Origin of the sequence: Pseudoalteromonas sp. KAN5 (assembly GCF_022846535.1) — a bacterium.
GTDB lineage: Bacteria > Pseudomonadota > Gammaproteobacteria > Enterobacterales > Alteromonadaceae > Pseudoalteromonas > Pseudoalteromonas haloplanktis.
The window spans coordinates 3,495,001-3,514,414 of the sequence record NZ_AP025589.1; the positions used below are offsets into that span (position 1 = coordinate 3,495,001).

At 42.3% G+C, this 19,414-nt stretch carries 15 protein-coding genes, 3 tRNA genes and 2 rRNA genes (1 of these 20 cut by a window edge); 11 read left to right on the forward strand and 9 right to left on the reverse strand.

Annotated elements, in window-relative coordinates:
- A 23S ribosomal RNA gene (locus KAN5_RS15530) occupies positions 1 to 1,803 on the forward strand; it begins 1,084 nt to the left of the window's first position.
- Between the two features lie 258 nt (positions 1,804 to 2,061).
- A 5S ribosomal RNA gene (gene rrf / locus KAN5_RS15535) occupies positions 2,062 to 2,176 on the forward strand.
- Positions 2,177 to 2,734: 558 nt separating this feature from the next.
- Here rrf and KAN5_RS15540 read toward each other — a convergent pair.
- The 4 genes from KAN5_RS15540 to uvrD form a co-directional block, all read right to left on the reverse strand.
- On the reverse strand, positions 2,735 to 3,583 hold the full coding sequence (locus KAN5_RS15540) for a hypothetical protein (protein ID WP_016710121.1): 849 nt from the start codon (positions 3,581 to 3,583) through the stop codon (positions 2,735 to 2,737).
- A 66-nt stretch (positions 3,584 to 3,649) separates the two neighbouring features.
- Positions 3,650 to 4,759 (reverse strand): ABC transporter substrate-binding protein, encoded by a 1,110-nt coding sequence (locus KAN5_RS15545; RefSeq protein ID WP_244390066.1) that lies wholly within the window; start codon positions 4,757 to 4,759, stop codon positions 3,650 to 3,652.
- Positions 4,728 to 6,821: a GNAT family N-acetyltransferase gene (locus tag KAN5_RS15550; RefSeq protein ID WP_244390067.1), complete on the reverse strand. Its 2,094-nt coding sequence runs from the start codon at positions 6,819 to 6,821 to the stop codon at positions 4,728 to 4,730. Before KAN5_RS15550 ends, KAN5_RS15545 begins: the two co-directional genes overlap by 32 nt.
- Positions 6,799 to 8,964, reverse strand: coding sequence for a DNA helicase II (gene uvrD / locus KAN5_RS15555; RefSeq protein WP_016710124.1), 2,166 nt, complete (start codon positions 8,962 to 8,964; stop codon positions 6,799 to 6,801). The genes KAN5_RS15550 and uvrD overlap by 23 nt, the downstream gene beginning before the upstream one ends.
- Positions 8,965 to 9,275: 311 nt before the next feature.
- Here uvrD and KAN5_RS15560 point away from each other — a divergent pair, with 311 nt between their 5' ends.
- A complete protein-coding gene (locus tag KAN5_RS15560) occupies positions 9,276 to 9,500 on the forward strand; it encodes a hypothetical protein (protein ID WP_016710125.1) in 225 nt (74 codons plus the stop codon).
- A 111-nt stretch (positions 9,501 to 9,611) separates the two neighbouring features.
- On the forward strand, positions 9,612 to 9,980 hold the full coding sequence (locus tag KAN5_RS15565; protein WP_138555936.1) for a YacL family protein: 369 nt from the start codon (positions 9,612 to 9,614) through the stop codon (positions 9,978 to 9,980).
- A gap of 33 nt (positions 9,981 to 10,013) precedes the next feature.
- On the opposite strand, the gene KAN5_RS15570 is transcribed toward KAN5_RS15565, so the two are convergent.
- Positions 10,014 to 10,643 (reverse strand): peroxiredoxin-like family protein, encoded by a 630-nt coding sequence (locus tag KAN5_RS15570; protein ID WP_244390068.1) that lies wholly within the window; start codon positions 10,641 to 10,643, stop codon positions 10,014 to 10,016.
- A 138-nt stretch (positions 10,644 to 10,781) separates the two neighbouring features.
- Between KAN5_RS15570 and KAN5_RS15575 the strand changes: the two genes are divergently transcribed.
- Positions 10,782 to 11,405, forward strand: coding sequence for a dUTP diphosphatase (locus KAN5_RS15575; RefSeq protein WP_244390069.1), 624 nt, complete (start codon positions 10,782 to 10,784; stop codon positions 11,403 to 11,405).
- Here the strand turns inward: KAN5_RS15575 and yrfG are convergent.
- Positions 11,402 to 12,052 (reverse strand): GMP/IMP nucleotidase, encoded by a 651-nt coding sequence (yrfG, locus tag KAN5_RS15580; RefSeq protein WP_244390070.1) that lies wholly within the window; start codon positions 12,050 to 12,052, stop codon positions 11,402 to 11,404. The two genes, KAN5_RS15575 and yrfG, sit on opposite strands and share 4 nt — an antisense overlap.
- Before the next feature lie 61 nt (positions 12,053 to 12,113).
- Between yrfG and nudE the strand changes: the two genes are divergently transcribed.
- The 5 genes from nudE (at position 12,114) to KAN5_RS15605 (ending at position 14,438) form a co-directional block, all read left to right on the forward strand.
- Complete coding sequence (nudE, locus tag KAN5_RS15585) at positions 12,114 to 12,686, forward strand: ADP compounds hydrolase NudE (RefSeq protein ID WP_029216259.1); 573 nt, start codon at positions 12,114 to 12,116, stop codon at positions 12,684 to 12,686.
- Positions 12,679 to 13,476: a 3'(2'),5'-bisphosphate nucleotidase CysQ gene (cysQ, locus tag KAN5_RS15590; protein ID WP_016710130.1), complete on the forward strand. Its 798-nt coding sequence runs from the start codon at positions 12,679 to 12,681 to the stop codon at positions 13,474 to 13,476. Before nudE ends, cysQ begins: the two co-directional genes overlap by 8 nt.
- Before the next feature lie 241 nt (positions 13,477 to 13,717).
- Positions 13,718 to 13,794 (forward strand) — tRNA-Met (locus KAN5_RS15595).
- Positions 13,795 to 14,103: 309 nt separating this feature from the next.
- A tRNA-Met gene (locus tag KAN5_RS15600) sits at positions 14,104 to 14,180 on the forward strand.
- A gap of 181 nt (positions 14,181 to 14,361) precedes the next feature.
- Positions 14,362 to 14,438 (forward strand) — tRNA-Met (locus KAN5_RS15605).
- A 685-nt stretch (positions 14,439 to 15,123) separates the two neighbouring features.
- Here KAN5_RS15605 and KAN5_RS15610 read toward each other — a convergent pair.
- Both KAN5_RS15610 and nfuA read right to left on the reverse strand, forming a co-directional pair.
- Complete coding sequence (locus KAN5_RS15610; RefSeq protein ID WP_016710136.1) at positions 15,124 to 15,396, reverse strand: hypothetical protein; 273 nt, start codon at positions 15,394 to 15,396, stop codon at positions 15,124 to 15,126.
- 12 nt (positions 15,397 to 15,408) lie between these two features.
- A complete protein-coding gene (nfuA, locus tag KAN5_RS15615; RefSeq protein WP_138555160.1) occupies positions 15,409 to 15,984 on the reverse strand; it encodes a Fe-S biogenesis protein NfuA in 576 nt (191 codons plus the stop codon).
- Between the two features lie 144 nt (positions 15,985 to 16,128).
- Between nfuA and KAN5_RS15620 the strand changes: the two genes are divergently transcribed.
- The gene (locus KAN5_RS15620) at positions 16,129 to 18,681 is read left to right on the forward strand and encodes a M14 metallopeptidase family protein (RefSeq protein ID WP_244390071.1); all 2,553 of its coding nucleotides are present in this window, start codon (positions 16,129 to 16,131) and stop codon (positions 18,679 to 18,681) included.
- Here the strand turns inward: KAN5_RS15620 and KAN5_RS15625 are convergent.
- Positions 18,678 to 19,385, reverse strand: coding sequence for a phosphoribosyltransferase family protein (locus tag KAN5_RS15625; RefSeq protein WP_244390072.1), 708 nt, complete (start codon positions 19,383 to 19,385; stop codon positions 18,678 to 18,680). The two genes, KAN5_RS15620 and KAN5_RS15625, sit on opposite strands and share 4 nt — an antisense overlap.
- Between the last annotated feature and the right edge of the window lie 29 nt (positions 19,386 to 19,414).

Here is a 19,414-nt window from a genome sequence, read left to right on the forward strand (position 1 = left end):
CTCACTGGTCGAGTCGGTCTGCGCGGAAGATGTAACGGGGCTAAACTATGCACCGAAGCTGCGGATTCAAAATTTATTTTGAGTGGTAGGGGAGCGTTCTGTAAGCGGTTGAAGGTGTACCGGGAGGTATGCTGGACGTATCAGAAGTGCGAATGCTGACATGAGTAACGATAATGCGGGTGAAAAACCCGCACGCCGGAAGACCAAGGGTTCCTATCCCATGTTAATCAGGGTAGGGTAAGTCGACCCCTAAGGCGAGGCCGAAAGGCGTAGTCGATGGGAAACGGGTTAATATTCCCGTACTTGGTATAATTGCGATGGGGGGACGGAGCAGGCTAAGCAAGCATGGCGTTGGTAGTCCATGTGAAAGTGAGTAGGTTGGTGACTTAGGAAAATCCGGGTTGCTAAGACTGAGACACGAGACGAGTCACTAAGGTGATGAAGTTGCTGATGCCATACTTCCAGGAAAAGCCTCTAAGCTTCAGATTATACCGAATCGTACCCCAAACCGACACAGGTGGTCAGGTAGAGAATACTAAGGCGCTTGAGAGAACTCGGGTGAAGGAACTAGGCAAAATCGTACCGTAACTTCGGGAGAAGGTACGCTCCTATCTGTGATGAGATTTACTCTCTAAGCGGACGGGAGCCGCAGTGACCAGGTGGCTGGGACTGTTTATTAAAAACACAGCACTGTGCAAAATCGCAAGATGACGTATACGGTGTGACACCTGCCCGGTGCCGGAAGGTTAATTGATGGGGTTAGTTTTCGGACAAAGCTCTTGATCGAAGCCCCGGTAAACGGCGGCCGTAACTATAACGGTCCTAAGGTAGCGAAATTCCTTGTCGGGTAAGTTCCGACCTGCACGAATGGTGTAACCATGGCCACGCTGTCTCCACCCGAGACTCAGTGAAATTGAAATCGCAGTGAAGATGCTGTGTACCCGCGGCTAGACGGAAAGACCCCGTGAACCTTTACTACAGCTTGGCACTGAACATTGAACCTACATGTGTAGGATAGGTGGGAGACTTTGAAGATGAGACGCTAGTCTTGTTGGAGTCGTCCTTGAAATACCACCCTTGTAGTTTTGATGTTCTAACGTTGGCCCCTGAATCGGGGTTACGGACAGTGCCTGGTGGGTAGTTTGACTGGGGCGGTCTCCTCCCAAAGAGTAACGGAGGAGCACGAAGGTTGGCTAAGTACGGTCGGACATCGTACGGTTAGTGTAATGGTAGAAGCCAGCTTAACTGCGAGACAGACACGTCGAGCAGGTACGAAAGTAGGTCATAGTGATCCGGTGGTTCTGAATGGAAGGGCCATCGCTCAACGGATAAAAGGTACTCCGGGGATAACAGGCTGATACCGCCCAAGAGTTCATATCGACGGCGGTGTTTGGCACCTCGATGTCGGCTCATCACATCCTGGGGCTGAAGTCGGTCCCAAGGGTATGGCTGTTCGCCATTTAAAGTGGTACGCGAGCTGGGTTTAGAACGTCGTGAGACAGTTCGGTCCCTATCTGCCGTGGGCGTTTGAGAATTGAGAGGGGTTGCTCCTAGTACGAGAGGACCGGAGTGAACGAACCGCTGGTGTTCGGGTTGTCATGCCAATGGCATTGCCCGGTAGCTACGTTCGGAACTGATAAGCGCTGAAAGCATCTAAGCGCGAAGCAGGCCTCGAGATGAGTTCTCACTAGACTTTTAAAGTCTCTGAAGGGCCGTTGAAGACTACAACGTTGATAGGCAAGATGTGGAAGCATGGTGACATGTTAAGCTAACTTGTACTAATTACCCGTGAGGCTTAACCATACAACGCCAAACGCGTTTTATCATTTACGTCCATGTAAATGACTAAAGCCGCACAAGTGCGTTAAAATCTGTTCCAGACAGATTTTTATGTGACTGTTTAAGCGCAGAAGTTAAGATTGTAGGTCGTGATTTATCGCGACAACTAAAGTAGATTTACTAGCAGCTGTAAGCGATAAGCTTTAAGTTGTAAGAAAACAATTATCAGATTTTCCAGATTTTAATTAATTGGCTCGCAAGAGCGGATTAATACCCAATTTGCTTGGTGACAATAGCGTTTTGGACCCACCTGACCCCATGCCGAACTCAGTAGTGAAACGAAACAGCGCCGATGATAGTGTAGCATTTGCTATGTGAAAGTAGGTCATCGCCAGGCTCCAAATAAGAGAAACCCGTTACAGCAATGTGACGGGTTTTTTGTTGTCTGGAATAAAGTATAGCTGTCAGCGTTAAGCCGTCAGCTATCAGCCGCACAGTGTCAACCTGGACACCGTAGCGTGGGTTGAGTATCTGATACTCATGGATAAATAAAGCCACAGACAATGAGAGCGTAGCATTTGCTATGTGGCTCTCTACCGCTGTAGGCACTACGTCATCCCAGGCTCCAAATTAGAGAAACCCGTTACAGCGATGTGACGGGTTTTTTGTTGTCTGGGATAAAGTCAGCTGTCAGCTGTCAGCCGTCAGCTATCAGACGCACAGTGTCAACCTGGACACCGTAGCGTGGGTTGAGGACACCCACGGTAAAGAACGCCACGAACTCCTCAGAGCGCAACATACACCTTTAAAACGGCTTGCCTCTTTCACTCTCCCATACTTTAATCTTGAAAAACTCGAAACTCGAAACTCGAAACTCGAAACTCGAAACTCGAAACTCGAAACTCGAAACTCGAAACTCGAAACTCGAAACTCGAAACTCGAAACTCGAAAAATACTAAAACAGCCCGTATGCTTCGGTTTCTTCTGATTGTTGATTCATTAGGTGTGCAGGTCTGAAGATAGCGCTGGGATCTATCAGTACGCTGTGTTTTTGTTCAAGCTTGATAAGTCCTCTCATCATATTTTTAGTTTGTGAGTCGATCTCGAATCCAACGTCTGTCAGTTTATCGAGCGGTTTTACATCTTCTTTTTTGTAGTTGATACTGTCTTCTACTTTATCGACGAGTAGCCCGATATGTGGATTAATACCGTCTTTGGTCGTGAATATTATAATCGGTTTGTAATCTAGGCTTAACTGCTCTTTTGCGGATTCAAAAAGCCTTATCAGTTGAGTAAAGCTGCTATTTCGTTCAGAGTTTAGCTCTTTTTTAGCTCTTTCAGTTTGGCCTGATTTTGTTAGTTCAATAAGTTCGCTCGCACGTTGATATAAGTGCTCATGTGGAATTCTAAATCGTCCTATAATGGCTTGTAGATCTTCATTATCTGTTTTAAAGCTCTTATACCATTTGGCAAAACTCGATTGCTGACAATCTATATTGTCATTAAATACTGTTTGTTGGTTAATACTACTTTCTAATGAAGAAAACCAGTCTTGTTGCTTACGCTGCCACTTACTAAATACTTCGAGTAACGATTGGTTGGCCTCTTGAGTGGATTTCTTATTGAGAATAATACCCAAATCAAAAATAGGGGTGGGTATTTCCATGTAGTCTTTAACACCGATAAAACTTTTATTATCGTTTGGTAATGAGGTTAAATTATCTTCAAAGCGCTCAGTTAAAAGTATGTCGAGAATTTTTAATGAAATCGTCTTTTGACCTACTTTAAAATTAATTAAATCCATACCGCCCTCATCTCCTAGATTGATAGCTTAAGAATAGAACATTATTTAGAAAGCGCTGTAATTTTGTTAAAACGTAGAACGATAGACAATATGTTTATTTTTATCTGTTTTATTGATGAATAGTGCATGTATTTTCTGGTCTTCACTGAAAATTATATTCAAGTGATGCATTAAGCAATTTTCTTGTAATGGTAGAGGGCAACGTTGTGCGGCGGCGGTAAATATTACTGCATTCAGATAGCCTTCAAAGTGTATGCGATTTGGTTTATTAATATTGGCCACTGCCATATCTTTTAGAAACTCACGACACCAATAGACGTTGCATTTATGTGGGTTTGGCACTACTTCGGTCACCATTACTTCACTAGGGTATTTCAGTCGCGCAAATAGGTCTGAACTTGAAGCAAACGAGACGCTGGTATAGTCTGGGTTAAATTTTTGCTCATAGGCATTATTTATAAACTCTGATAATGGCTTATAAGTACCTACTAAACTAATGGCTGTTACGCCACTGGCTTTAAGTGTTTTTAGGGCGTTTGCGATATCAAGACTATTTCGTTGATAGCGCGCAACCTTGACTGGTTTTAGGTTAAATTTAGCGAGTGACTTTCTTAGCCCTGACTCCACGACGAAGCCAAACTCATCAGCTTGAATCAACAACCCAATACGGCTGTGATTCTTCTCTTTGACAAGGTGCTTTATTTGTTCGTCGGCTTCATCTTCATAGCTGGCACGCAGGTTAAACACATTTATTTTTGGTTGGAAATGCAAAAATTCGGCACCGCTGTAAGGCATCAGATAAGGTGTTTGTAATTTTTCAAGTAAAGCAGAAACAGCGAAGCTTGTTGGCGTGCCCATTGCCCCAAATAGAGCATCGACTTTGTCTTCATAAATAAACTGGCGAGTGTTACTTACTGCTCGTTTTGGTTCGTAACCATCATCGGCAACTTTGAGTAATACTTTAGCGCCATTGATGCCTCCATCTTTATTAATCTTGCTAAAATAAACATTACTACCTTGATACAGTTGTTCACCAATTTGTTTCGCAGGCCCTGTTAATGCGGTCGACATTCCTAGCTTGATAACCGGTTTTTTTTCAGCATGGGCGTAATGACTGCTTAAAAAGAAAAGAAATAAAACAGCACTAAGGTAATTTCTTAAGTAAATATTGCTCATACCATTTAGCTACAACCTGTTTGAATTGTTTGTTGAGTGATTTATTACCATTGATCTGCAAGGCTGCTTGTGCCTTTTGTGGAGACCAATTTTGTAATATTAGCCTAATAAAAAGACATTTGGTATTTTCATCACAATTGAACAAGCTGCTAGGTGTGCACCAAAGTGTGCGCCACAGTAAAGGTTTAATGGCATGCAATTGGTAGTCTGTTGTTAATAAAGATTTTAATCGTCTATCTAAATGGCAATCTATATGTTGTGGTATAAAAGCTGTAAGTATTTGCTCAACTAATTGTGTGTCTAGCTGATTAAAATGATCGAGTAGTTGTAATGCAAAGTCGGCCTGAAATTCATTTTTGAGTTGATCATTTAAGGTGTTGTCATGACTTAAACTTTTGAGCACCAGCGCGGCATGCTCTGCAGTTGCTTTATCTTGTTTGAACCCGAGTTTAATTAAATTAAACCCCGCAGTTTGCCAAAATCTTAGTAAGCTAGCATTTGCGCCAAAACTAGCACCAAACCAATGACAAGTGGTGGCTAATTGTTGCTCGCAATGCGCCAGTAATTTTGAGCCAATCTTGTTGTTATGCTGGGATGGTGCAATAGCAATGCGCACCACACGGGCACAGTTTAAAGAGAGTATACTTGGCTCAACAGTTAGTTGTGCTAAGGTTTGCGCCATTAAATGTCCTTGTGGCCGGCGTTGGCCACTGGCGATCTGTTTGCTTATTACGGTATTTAAACCACCTTCAATAGCAATTAAACATACTCCAATAAGTGTATTGCGTTGTTGGCAGGCAAAAATACGCTGGGCTGTGGCATCCAATAGGTGGCGCAAATCATTCACGCTGGTTTGATAGTGCGCTAATGATAACAGCCCTATGACTTGGCGAAGTAATGTTTCATCACTGGCTAATTCAGCCGCTTTTAGTTCAGTAAACTGTAGTGTAGCGCTATCAAGCTCAGTATTTTTGTAGTCGGCATCTAGGGCCAGTAATTTGCAAATATGTTGTTCGAGCGGATCAGCTGCAGCAAAACGAATTGGTTGCTCTAGATTAACACTACGCATATTTTTAAAGTGTGTTTCTAAGTAGCGCCTAAAGCGTAAAGTATAACCACGACCATTTCCTTCATAGCCAATCATAGTGCTGGCAAATACTACTCGTGGGTAATGATCGAGCATTTTGATAAGCATGGGCACAGGGATTGCTGCAGCTTCATCAACCAACAGTACATCGCACTGAGGCAACTCACTTAATAATTGATCGGGAGCAATGTAACGTAAGTTAGCGAGTTGTTTTTGTGGGGCTTGATAATCGATTCCTTGTTCGTCAGCAAAGTGTTTAAAGCTGCTATGCAGCGCTGAAAATTGCTGTGAACAGATAATTATATCTTTACCGCTTAGCTTTGCAGCTGCAAATCCCAATGCAGCGGATTTTCCTCGGCCCCGATCAGCGCTGATCAATAACGGGCGATTTGCTCTTCCTGTTGCCGTTTTAATTATTTGCTCAATACAATACTGCTGCTCTATCAGTGAAATTACACCCGCTTTAGGGCTAACTTTAGGTAACCGCTGCCAGCCACTAGTTTGGTTAAAATGTGGCAGAGAGTTATCGCTGAGCAAACGAGCTAAACGCTGATTAAAGTAGCTGTGCTGGCGTTGTTGAGCAAATGATTGAAAAGTCTCTAGAGCAGGATCGCACCAATGTTGTAAGTCAGCAAGCTCTGGCAAGAGTAAAATGAATAAGCCGCCAGCTTGGACAGTTCCACTTAGTGCTGCGAGTTTGTCTGGTACTAGCCCACTAAAGCCATCATAAATAACATGTTGGAATTCTTGGCCCAGTATTTGATGAGTATGTTTAGGCCAACTGCTGTTTGTCAGATCGTCATTGTTTGATAATACTTTGCACAGGGTCGGATTCAATTGCTGGTATAATTCGTTGGCTTGTTGGTAACACCAATTTTGCTCGCCAGTAATTAGCAGTAATTGCCTATGTTTTGCATAGGCAAGTTGCGTGAGAAATGTTGCAAATTGCGGGCTAAATAGCTTGCAGTCGTGCATACACTGTTACTAACCATTTGCTACCAAAGTCATCAAAGTTAACTTGTACGCGTGATTGCGCGCCACTGCCTTCATAATTGATCACAGTACCCACACCAAACTTAGCATGTAACACGCGTTGCCCTAAATTAAAGCCGCTTTCTTCAAAAACAGCATGGCTTACTGATGAACTGAAGCGTCCTGCTGCTGGCGGGCGAGATACTTGGGTTTTGATACGAATTTCTTCAATACAATCTTCCGGCATCTCACGTAAAAAACGTGATGGACTGTGGTATTTTTCTTGCCCATAGAGGCGGCGACTTTCAGCGTGACTTATGTAGAGTTTTTCCATTGCGCGAGTCATGCCGACATAACACAGGCGACGTTCTTCTTCTAAGCGACCAGATTCTTCATTACTTTGCTGAGAAGGGAACATGCCTTCTTCAACACCGACCATAAATACCAGCGGAAACTCTAAGCCCTTCGCTGAGTGCAATGTCATCATTTGCACTGCATCTTCATGTTCTTCTGCTTGACCATCACCGGATTCAAGCGAGGTATACGCTAAAAATCCTTGTAGTGGTGAACTAAACTCTTCATCTTCAGGTAGTTCGTACTGACCACACGCGCTAATAAGCTCTTCTAAGTTTTCTACTCGCGCACGGCCTTTTTCGCCTTTTTCAGCTTGGTACATCGCCATTAAGCCGGATGTTTGAATTGCGTATTTGGCTTGCTCTTCTAATGTGAGATCGCTAATTTTATCTTCAATATGTTCAACCAACTCAACAAACTTAGTAACAACACTGGCGGCACGCCCTGATAAGTGCTGTTGTTCAATAATGGCTTTAGCCGCATACCAAAGTGGCAATGATTCAGCGCGAGCGCAATCACGTATATGGCTGAGTGTTTTATCACCAATACCGCGCGCTGGGGTATTAATAACCCGTTCAAAGGCTGCGTCATCTTGGCGGTTCCCTACAAGGCGCAAATAAGCAAGGGCGTCTTTGATTTCTTGACGTTCGAAGAAGCGCATACCGCCGTAAATACGGTACTTTAAGCCTTCTTGTAACATAGCTTCTTCAAGTACCCGCGACTGCGCATTACTACGGTATAAGATTGCGGCATCTTGCAGTGCATTGCCGGCATTGAGCCAGCTACGTAATTTGCTACTAACAAAGCGTGCTTCGTCGAGTTCATTAAAGGCGGCATACACTGAGATTGGCTCGCCATCATTACCATCGGTCCAGAGGCTTTTACCCATGCGCTCGGAATTGTTTTGAATAAGCGCATTGGATGCTTTTAGAATGGTAGCTGTTGAACGGTAGTTTTGCTCAAGACGAATTGTTTCGGCTTCAAAGTCAGTTAAAAAGCGTTTAATGTTTTCAATTTTTGCACCACGCCAACCATAAATACTTTGATCATCATCACCAACAATCATAATGCTATTGGTGTCGCCAGCGAGTAATTTTAGCCAGGCATATTGAATGGTATTGGTATCTTGGAACTCGTCTACAAGCATGTGCGCAAAGCGTTGCTGATAATGGCGCAACAAGGTTGGGTTGTTTTTTAGTACTTCAAAACTACGTAGCAGAATTTCGGCAAAGTCAACTAAGCCTGCACGGTCACACGCTTCTTGATAAGCAGTATAAACTTTGAGCATCATTTGCTCGTTAATATCATAGGCTTGAATGTCTTTTGGACGTAGGCCTTCGTCTTTCTTTGCGCTGATATACCAACCGAATTGCTTTGCGGGCCATTTTTTATCATCGATATTCATGGCTTTTAATAAGCGTTTGATCATTCGTAGCTGATCGTCTGAATCTAAAATTTGAAATGCTTCAGGCAGATTAGCTTCACGGTGATGGGCGCGTAAAATACGGTGTGATAAACCATGGAAAGTACCGATCCACATACCACCTACGGGCGCTTGAAGGGCTTGCTCTACACGCGTGCGCATTTCTTTGGCGGCTTTATTGGTAAAGGTTACTGCAAAAATACTGTAAGCAGAGGCTTGCTCTACTTGCATAAGCCAAGCGATACGATGAACCAGTACTCGAGTTTTTCCTGAGCCTGCGCCTGCCAACACCAACATATTTTGCAGTGGAGCAGCTACGGCATCCCGTTGTTTATCATTTAAACCGTCGAGTAATTCTGAAACGTCCATCATCACGCCTTTTCAATCAATATTGTGAGCAGTATAACAGGTGTTTTTGTTAGGCTAAATAAAATACTGTTTTTATAAACAGTTAATTTCAAAAAGTTCTTTGTTCTATTCGCAGTGCTTTTTAGCTAAGCTATTGTTGTAAGCAATATTTGCTGTAGCCAATTTGACTGATATTTAGTAAAAACCACTATTAAAGGAGAAACTTTATTAGCTAGGTTTGTTGTAACTTTTTGATAGTTAATGAGTTAAAGAATTGGCACGATGTGTGTAAGTATCTAATAAGAAAATCAAATTAATAAATTGAGGTTAACATGGCAGAGCAAGGTTCAGGCGGTAATGTAATTGCGGCAATTTGTAATATCTTTTTTCCAGGTCTTGGGCAATTAGTCCAAGGCAGGATCATGGCAGCGATTGGTTTTTTCCTCGCTTGGGTTATTAGCGGTGCGCTTATTTATGTTGCGATTGGCTTTATTTTACTTCCTATCGTTTACATTTGGGCGATTATTGATGCCGCACGCTTTAAAACCTATCGGTAGCAATTCTAATTAAGAAAATAGCGCTTTATAGCGCTATTTTTGTATCTGGCTTTCTTAATTCACAGCTGACTAGGGTATAATCCTAGGCATGAGATGTATTTAGGTAAAGTTATGGAATATCAATTTATACGTGATCCAATAAGTGGCTTACGTATTAAAATTAGCAGTGAACATGCAGTAATTGGCCGTTGGCTGAATGAAGAAATCGGCAAAGAAAAAATAGCTATGGTACAGGCTTTGATCAGTGCTGTTGCCACAAGTTTTGAGCCTTTAACTTTACAGGGGCAAGAAATTGATTTGATTTTAAATAAAGACGAAGCGATTTTTGAAGCACATGCACTACACCAAGATTCAGAAGATTTGTTAGCCTATCAAGATGATGAGCTAATGCTAGAAGAAAGCGGCTTGAGCAGTGGCTGCGGTTTTGAAGATTTTGTTGATTTAATTAATTCGTGGCAAGAGTTCGCATCTGGAAAGTAAACAGAGAGCTGAGGCTCTCTGCTAAGTAATTATTTACTGTTCAGATACCGATTTCACGGCTGCTAATAATAAGTTTTCGGTTAAGCGAACCTTGTAATTTGGGTTTGCATACTGAAAATGCACCAAGCCTTTTTTATCAATTATAAAAACGGCTGGAACCGGTAAGGCGACCTTTGCTTTGCCATCAAGAGACACAAAATTAACCCCTAATTTATTGCGGTAAATGGTTGCTGTTTTATCATCGAGATAAAAAGCTAAGCCAAGTGCTTGGCTTAAAATCAGACTATCGTCAGATAGTAACTGATAGTTTGGTGAATCAATTTTACTTTCAGCCAGTTTTTCAGGGCTATCAGGTGAAACCGCGATAATTTGTGCGCCTAACTCCGCTAGCTCAGCTTCAATTTTTTGTACATTAGCCAGTTGCTTAGAGCAGTATGGGCACCAACCACCACGGTATACGATTAAAACAGTGGTTTTTTCTGCGAAGCGTTCAGCTAAAACAACATTGTTACCGTCTTTATCTTTTAGCGTTAAAGCTGGAATTGTTAAGCCGGGCATTAATGGACTTACTTTTTCAGCAGCAGAGGCAATATTGGTTGCAGTCGCAGCATTAGCAAAGCTTGCCACAAAGAATGTGCATGCAAGTACAATAGATTTAAACATAGACCACCTTATTTCAGTTATTTTAATAGTGAAGTTTACAGAGTAACAGTACAAAGCTTTTCCTCCAATACGCTCCTTGAGCTGATTTGTGTATACCTGTACTATTAACCGTAATTAAATAGAGTAACTGGGATCGAAATGTCTGCCAATTTAAATAAACTAGTGGTGATGCTAGAAATGCAAAATGCCATGAATACCAAAGTTCATGATCAGTGGTTTAGCCAAGGGTTTGAGTGGTATCGCGCGATCTGGGTTGAATGTGCTGAAATGCTTGATCACTACGGTTGGAAGTGGTGGAAAAAGCAAACACCAGATACAGAGCAAGTGATTCTAGAGCTTGTCGATATTTTTCACTTTGGTTTATCACTACGAATCGACGGAGTAACCAGTTACACCGAGCTGGCTAAGCAGCTTGAGCAACAGTTAAGCGCACCGCAACAAGCCAATGATTTTAAACAGACGCTAGAAATTTTAGCAGCATCAGCGGTTGCTGATAAAACCTTTAATGCGGCTGCTTTTGCAGGTTGTATGGCGCAAATAGGCATGGATATTGATGACTTATATCGTGGCTATGTTGGTAAAAATACACTTAATTTCTTCCGCCAAGATCATGGTTATAAGGATGGTAGCTATATTAAAGTTTGGCATGGTCAAGAAGATAACGAGCATTTAGTCGAGGTGGTAAAGAGCCTTGATACTGAGCATGCTGATTTCGCAAAGCTTGTTTACCAAGGCTTAGAGGCTCGCTACCCGAAAAGCTAGGGAAGCAGCGTGCGAAAATCAGTCACGTTTAAATAATCTCTGAGTTCATTGTGCGGTTGTTTGCTATCAGGGTTAGCAACCGCCAATAAATGACCTATACCATACTCTTTAGCGGCATTTAGCACTGCTAAACTATCATCGACAAATAACGTTCGTTGTTTCTCAAAACCTAATTCTGCCTGTACTTGTTGCCATAATGGTTGGTGTTCTTTACTTACACCATATTGATGCGTTGAGATCACCCCATCGAGATAATTATCTATGTCGGTTTGCTCAAATTTGAGCATCACACTTTCTGGATGCGCGTTGGTTAATAATATTAATTCTTTACCAGCTTTGCGTAGTGCCGTTAAAAACTCAGGCACATCGTCACGTACTTTGATCAAATGCTGGTGTTGGCGTTTTAGTTCCATGATTGGCAGGTTAAGTTGTTGTTCCCAGTACTCCAAGCAATACCACTGAATTTGCCCGCTGACTGCTTGATAGCGTTTGAGAATATCTGCTTGGGCTTGCGCTAAACTGATATTTTTAGCAATGGCGAGTTGCTCGGGGATCACCGTTAGCCAAAAGTAATTATCAAAATGGAGATCGAGTAAAGTACCATCCATATCTAACAGTACTGTATCGATTTTCGACCAATTTAGCATAGGAATTTCATCTCATAGGGTTTATTATTAAACTAACTGCCATGATAGCAAATTAATGCCAATGACACAGAAAAAGCACCCAACACCACCACAAATTCTTAGCTGCGAAGTGGTTGCTAAAAGCCGCCTATTTACGGTGGAATCACTTGAGCTTAAGTTTTCAAATGACGAACAGCGTCAATATGAGCGGATCCGCGGCGGTGGCCGAGGCGCAGTAATGATTGTGCCATTAACCACTGACAATGAATTATTGTTGGTACGTGAATACTGCGCAGGCACTAATGACTATCAACTTGGTTTCCCGAAAGGACTAATTGACCCAGGTGAAACTCCTGAGCAAGCCGCTAATCGAGAGTTAAAAGAAGAAGTGGGCTTCGGTGCTGAGCAATTACAAACACTGAAAACAGTGTCTATGGCGCCCAGTTATTTTAATGCCACTATGCACATACTGTTTGCTCAACAACTGTATCCTGAGGCTTTAGTAGGCGATGAGCCTGAAGCTTTAGTGGTTGTTAAGTGGCCATTAACTGATTGGCAGTCATTATTACAGCAATCCGATTTCACAGAAGCACGAAGCGTTGCAGCTTTGCTATTATTAACTAAGTATTTAGAAGTAGGAGCTGCGAATGATTGAATTACTTGAGCCATGCATTGAACTTGCACAAAGTGCAGGTGCTGCAATTATGGCAATTTACAAGAAAGATGATATTGGCCAGCAAGAAAAGTCAGACCATACCCCCGTAACTAAAGCCGACTTAGCTGCTAATGATGTATTGGTTGCCGGGTTAAAAGCATTGGCGCCTGATATTCCTATCATGTCGGAAGAAACACCGATCCCAGCTTTAGCTGACAGACAAAACTGGCAGCGTTACTGGTTGCTCGATCCAATGGATGGCACAGGAGAGTTTATTTTAGAAAGCGGTGATTTTGCTGTTAATATCGCTCTGATTGAAAACAATCGCCCTGTACTTGGGGTGATCTATTGGCCTGCGAAAGAAACCACTTATTTTGCCAGTTATCAAAATGGTGCCTTTAAGCGTATTGATGGTAAAGATCAACAAATTAATGTTGCTACTCCTGATAACCTAACCTTAGCGGTCAGCCGTCGCCAAAAGATTGAAGCAGTGAGTCAGTACCTGAATATGCAGTTTACCACGGTTGCTGTGGGGTCTTGCTCCCTAAAGGCTTGTATTGTCGCTGAAGGTAAAGCTGATTGTTTTTTACGAATAGGACCAACGGGTGAGTGGGATACGGGCGCATCGCAAATCATCGTTGAAGAAGCAGGTGGGTGTATTACTGATGCTGAGTTTAACCCGCTAACCTACAATCAGCGTGAGAGTACAGAGAACCCTGATTTTATAGTAATGGGTCACCCTGATTGGGAATGGCAAAAAATGATAAATCCACATCAAAGAGCTGTTTAATCGCTCTGTTTGTTTGCTTTTTGTGCGGTTAAACTGCTTTAAGTGGTTTAACAGTTGCATTCTAATTTGATTACTATATTATAGCGCTCTCTTCGAAACAGGCTCGCAAATAACACGAAACTGTTAAGAAGAAATTACAGGCGCGGGATGGAGCAGAATGATAAATCATTCGCCGGACTGCTTAAACCTGAAGTCGAAGGTCGTCGGTTCAAATCCGGCTCTGGGACTCTAAACATACAGGCGCGGGATGGAGCAGCCTGGTAGCTCGTCGGGCTCATAACCCGAAGGTCGTCGGTTCAAATCCGGCTCCCGCAACCAATTTCCTTTAGAGGTTTGAGGTTACTGTAGAATGTAAGTTAAGGAAAAGCTTGTCGGTCTCAGCTCTTCATTAGCCAGCAAAGGTAGTCGTTTTAAATCCGGCTCCCGCAACCAATTTCCTTTAGAGGTTTGAGGTTACTGTAGAATGTAAGTTAAGGAAAAGCTTGTCGGTCTCAGCTCTTCATTAGCCAGCAAAGGTAGTCGTTTTAAATCCGGCTCCCGCAACCAATTCTTTTATTTAAGATTGGTGCTGTAAAACTCTAACTTAAGAGATTAAAATAAGTAGTCGATAGACTTAAAATATACAGGCGCGGGATGGAGCAGCCTGGTAGCTCGTCGGGCTCATAACCCGAAGGTCGTCGGTTCAAATCCGGCTCCCGCAACCAATTTCCTTTAGAGGCTTGAGGTTACTGTAGAATGTAAGTTAAGGAAAAGCTTGTCGGTCTCAGCTCTTCATTAGCCAGCAAAGGTAGTCGTTTTAAATCTGGCTCCCGCAACCAATTTTCTTAGAGAGTTGGCTGACTTCTTTAATTAAGTAAGAAGTAAAATAACACTTAATATTTCAGGCGCGGGATGGAGCAGCCTGGTAGCTCGTCGGGCTCATAACCCGAAGGTCGTCGGTTCAAATCCGGCTCCCGCAACCACTGAAATAAAAATAGTAATATTAAACATACACGCCTAAAGCGTGTTTTTTTATGCCTGAAATTCAGAGAATGCAAAGAATGGGCCATTCATAACCCGAAGGTCGTCGGTTCGCTCTTCATAAACTCTGGCTCCCGCAACCACTGAAATAAAATGTAAGAATGAATCGACACTCTTAATGAGTGTTTTTTTATGCCTAAAATTCAGAGAGTGCAAAGAATGGGCTATTCATAACCCGAAGGTCGTTGGTTCGCTCTTCATAAATTCTGGCTCCTGCAACCACTGAAATAAAATGTAAGAATGAATCGACACTCTTAATGAGTGTTTTTTTATGCCTAAAATTCAGTGAGTGCAAAGAATGGGCTAATACCAATCGTGTTAAGTTACTGACCATTTATAGCGACAGATAAATGGCGTGATAACAAGGCATAAATTTTGACATGTAGTTGTTCTACATGAAAAATTTATAACGCAGTTAGCGCTTTATTTAGCCCGCTAGAATGGTTAAATATTTAAGTCGATTGGTATAACCCGATGGTCGTCGTCACTGCGTGAGGCGCTCACTCATCATAAACTCTGGCTCCCGCAATCTTTGTATGTCAGCATTTTGATAGAACATAGAACATAGAACATAGAACATAGAACATAGAACATAGAACATAGAACATAGAACATAGAACCTAGAACCTACTTCCAAAGATCAGGATCTTCTTCTGGGCGTGAATTTTGCCTATCTAGAACCTGCGAGAATCGATTAGCAAAAATACCAAGGTAACCCCACGCAGCGAAGAACAGTGCGATGGTTAAAATTACTAAGCCGATGATTTGTAAGCTGTAGTGGCTATAATAGCCGAGGGCAATAAATAACACGGCCAGCACAAACAGTGCTAGGCCGCGTAAAAAGCGCTTTAAGCTGAGCTTAGGTTCAGAGCCTAAGCGATATATCAGCTGCTTTAACATTATGATGGGCGATTAATAGTAAGAATGGTCACCAGCTTTGTGGTCTGTGATATCAGCAACCCCGGTGATTTCATCAAACTTTGCTACCATCTCTTTTTCAATGCCTTCTTTTAGCGTGACATCGATCATAGAACAGCCATTACAACCGCCACCGAATTGCAGTACAGCAATACCTTCAGCCGTTACTTCAACAAGACTTACTTGACCACCATGATTAGCAAGCTGAGGATTCACTTCAGTTTCGAGCATGTGTTGAATACGCTCGTTCAGGCTTGCGTCATCACCTATTTTACGGGCTTTGGCATTTGGGGCTTTAAGTGTTAACTGCGTGCCCATTTTATCGGTAACGAAATCAATTTCAGCTTCTTCCAAAAATGGCGCGCTTTCAGCGTCAACAACAGCATCAAAACCGTTAAAAGGAAGGCGAATGTCAGTGGCTTCTACTGCATCTTCAGGGCAATACGAAACACCACATTCCGCTTGTGATGTGCCAGGGTTTACAACAAATACACGAATATTTGTTTGCTCAGCTTGGTCAGCTAATAATTTTGCAAAATGCGATTGTGCGGTTTCGGAAATAGATATCATAAAACGGAATTCAGACTATTCTTGACTAGATACTGAGTATCATACTCCGCTCATCGCGTTGTCGCCAGTGTTGAGCGTAAAAATTTGGCATCTATTTTAAGCAATGGTAGCGTGCAAACATTGATCATTAACTGAGTGTTTTCTATGCGTTTGATAATAACAATCTTTACACTATTGCTGAGCTTTTCTTGTTTAGCGCAACCGCTTTCCTATTATTTTAATAATGATGTGAAATTTGATCCAACAATTCCTACCCCAGAGCAGGTTTTAGGTTATGAAGTCGGGCAGTGGCACGTACGTCATGATCAACTTGTACGTTATATGGAGATATTGGCAGACAAGAGTGACCGAATTAACTTTGAAGTGATTGGCCGTACTCATGAACAGCGTCCATTGGTGATGCTTACTATCACTGCTGCTAATAAGTTACCAAATGTGGAGCAACTACGTCAGGCACATTTAGCGCGTTTAGCTGATCCAGAAAAAACCAAAGAGACCGATCAGCCTGCAGTAGTATGGATGGGGTATAGCGTCCATGGTAATGAATCATCAGGTAGTAATTCAGCCTTGTTGGTGGCGTATTATTTAGCTGCTGCACAAGGTAAAGAAATTGATACATTATTAAATAATACGGTTATTTTACTCGATCCTTCATTAAACCCCGATGGTTTAGCACGCTTTGCGAATTGGGCGAATAGTAACCGAGGCATGAACTTATCGTCTGATCCACAAACGCGAGAGCATATTGAAAGCTGGCCAAGTAGTCGTACTAACCATTATTGGTTTGATTTAAATCGCGATTGGTTATTATTACAGCATCCAGAATCACGGGCACGGATTGCCAAATTTCATCATTGGAAGCCTAATATTTTAACTGATTTTCATGAAATGGGGCCAAACAGCACTTTTTTCTTTCAGCCAGGCATCCCATCGCGCAAACACCCAATTACGCCGGATGAAAATGTGAGCCTCACTAAAGCGATCGGTAACTACCATGCAAAAACATTAGATGAACATAATGCGTTATATTTTACTGAAGAAAGCTTTGATGATTTTTACTATGGCAAAGGCTCTACCTACCCAGATGTAAATGGTGGTGTGGGCATTTTATTTGAACAAGCTAGCTCGCGGGGTCATGTACAGGAAACACAAAACGGTACTTTAACTTTCCCTTTCACAATTAAGAATCAGCTGCTTACCAGTCTATCTACATTTCAGGCCGCGATAGATAACCGTCAGGCATTACTTGATTATCAAGCCAGTTTTTATAATCATGCTATCGAGCTTGCCAATGATGAAGATTATAAAGGGTACGTAGTTCAAGGTGGTGCTGATACTGCGCGCATGGCGTTGTTTTTAGACTTACTAAAACAGCATCAAATTCAGGCATACCCACTTAATAAAGCAGTAAAAGCAGATGGTAAGAGTTTTTCAGCATCAAGCTATTTTGTCCCACTTGCACAGCCACAATTTCGTTTAGTAAAAGCTATTTTCAGTGAACAAAAACGCTTTGTTGATAATACATTTTATGACGTTTCAGGTTGGACCTTGGCTCATGCTTTTAACTTAGAGTTTGCGGCGATAAAAAGTGGTTGGGGCTTGGATGTTAGCAATGATGCATGGCAGCAGCCACAACAACCACAATTGCCAGTCTTGAATGCGCAGTATGCGTTTGGCTTTAAGTGGGATAATTACTTAGCCCCAAAAATGCTTAATAAGTTATTGCAGCAAGGTGTACAAGCACGTGTTGCATTAAGTCCATTATCGGCTAAGTCGCTTACAAGCACAGAAGAGTTTGCTGCGGGCAGTATTATTGTTCCTGCAGGGATCCAAACAAATCCACAATGGGTGTCGTTATTAAACAGTGCTCAAACTGAGTTTGGTATTGCTATTACGCCAATTACTTCAGGCTTGACATCACAAGGAGCCGATTTAGGATCACGAACACTTGCGGTAGTTAAAGCACCTAAAGTGTTATTGGTCGGCGGACAAGGAACGAGCCAATATGAAGTCGGTGAAGTATGGTATTACTTAGACCGCTTTGTAGGTGTAGCGCCTACCATAGTTGAAATGGAGCGCTTGGGTAATTTAGAGCTTAGTGACTACAGCCATATTGTTTTGGCGCATGGTAACTATAATCAGTTGTCAGATGCTGACAAAGTGGCACTTAAAACTTGGGTGCGTAAAGGTGGCGTTATCTGGGGACATAAAGGCGGAGCGAAGTTCTTAGTCGATCAACAACTTTTAAAAACCTCTTATTTATCACGCCGGGATGTTGCCAGCGCCTTCAAAACGGATGGCTTGCATTATGGCGATAAAGATCACCTAGCAGGGCGCCAGCGTATCGCTGGGGCAATCTTTAATACGAAAGTTGATTTAACTCACCCACTCACTTTTTCATTACAGCGTGACACTTTACCAGTATTTAAAAATAGTACCTGGTTATTGGAAATGTCATCTGCACCGTTTGTAAATGTATTGCAGTACACACAGAATCCGTTACTTGCTGGTTTCACCGATGACGTAAATGTAGAGCAAGTTGCTGGTGCAGCAGGTTTGGTCGCTCACTCTTATGGGCGCGGCAATGTAATAGGTATGACAGATAATCCCGTATTTAGAGGGTATTGGTATGGTACTAGCCGATTATTGAGCAATGCATTGTTCTTTGGTCATACATTTAGAGCGAATGCTGATTAAGTACTAGATCCTAATGGTGTTAAGCAGGTTACAAAAGCCCAAACTTGCTTAGCTCCAGCATTTTTAAGTGCGACAGTAGCGGCATTAAGTGTGGCTCCTGTCGTCATCACATCATCAACAATAGCCACGGTTTTTCCTGTCATATCGGTATTGCACATAAATGCCCCCTGTAAGTTTTTAATCCGCTTGGTCTTACTGAGAGATGACTGTGCTTGTGTTTTTTTCGTGCGCTGTAAACTATGGCTATCAATGTTTTCATCAACTAAACATGGCAGCCAACATTGTGCAACTTGGTTAAAACCTCGCTTTAAAAAGCGTTGCTGATGCAAAGGTAAAATAATAAAAAGCTCAGGCCACACCTCACAATGCTGCTTACTAATGGCTAATTGTAGGCTAATAATTAACGATAATGCTTTTTTATAATGGATTTGATTACTGAATTTTAGTTGTGTAAGCCAGCTATCAAATGGAGAACGATACCAAGCACAAGCAAATAGATGATCGAACTGGCAATCTGGGAACAGCTCGACTATATCAGGGCGATACAATAAATTCGGATGTTTACGTAAATCGAGTAGTGGCAAGTCTGCTAAGCATTGCTCACATAGGCTAGAATTACTGTTAACAACGTGCTGGCATTGCACGCAAAAGGAAGGGAAAAACCAATCACCTAACTGTCGAATATATTGCTTACAAGCAGTCATTGCATTCATTCCTTTAAACGCTATTATGG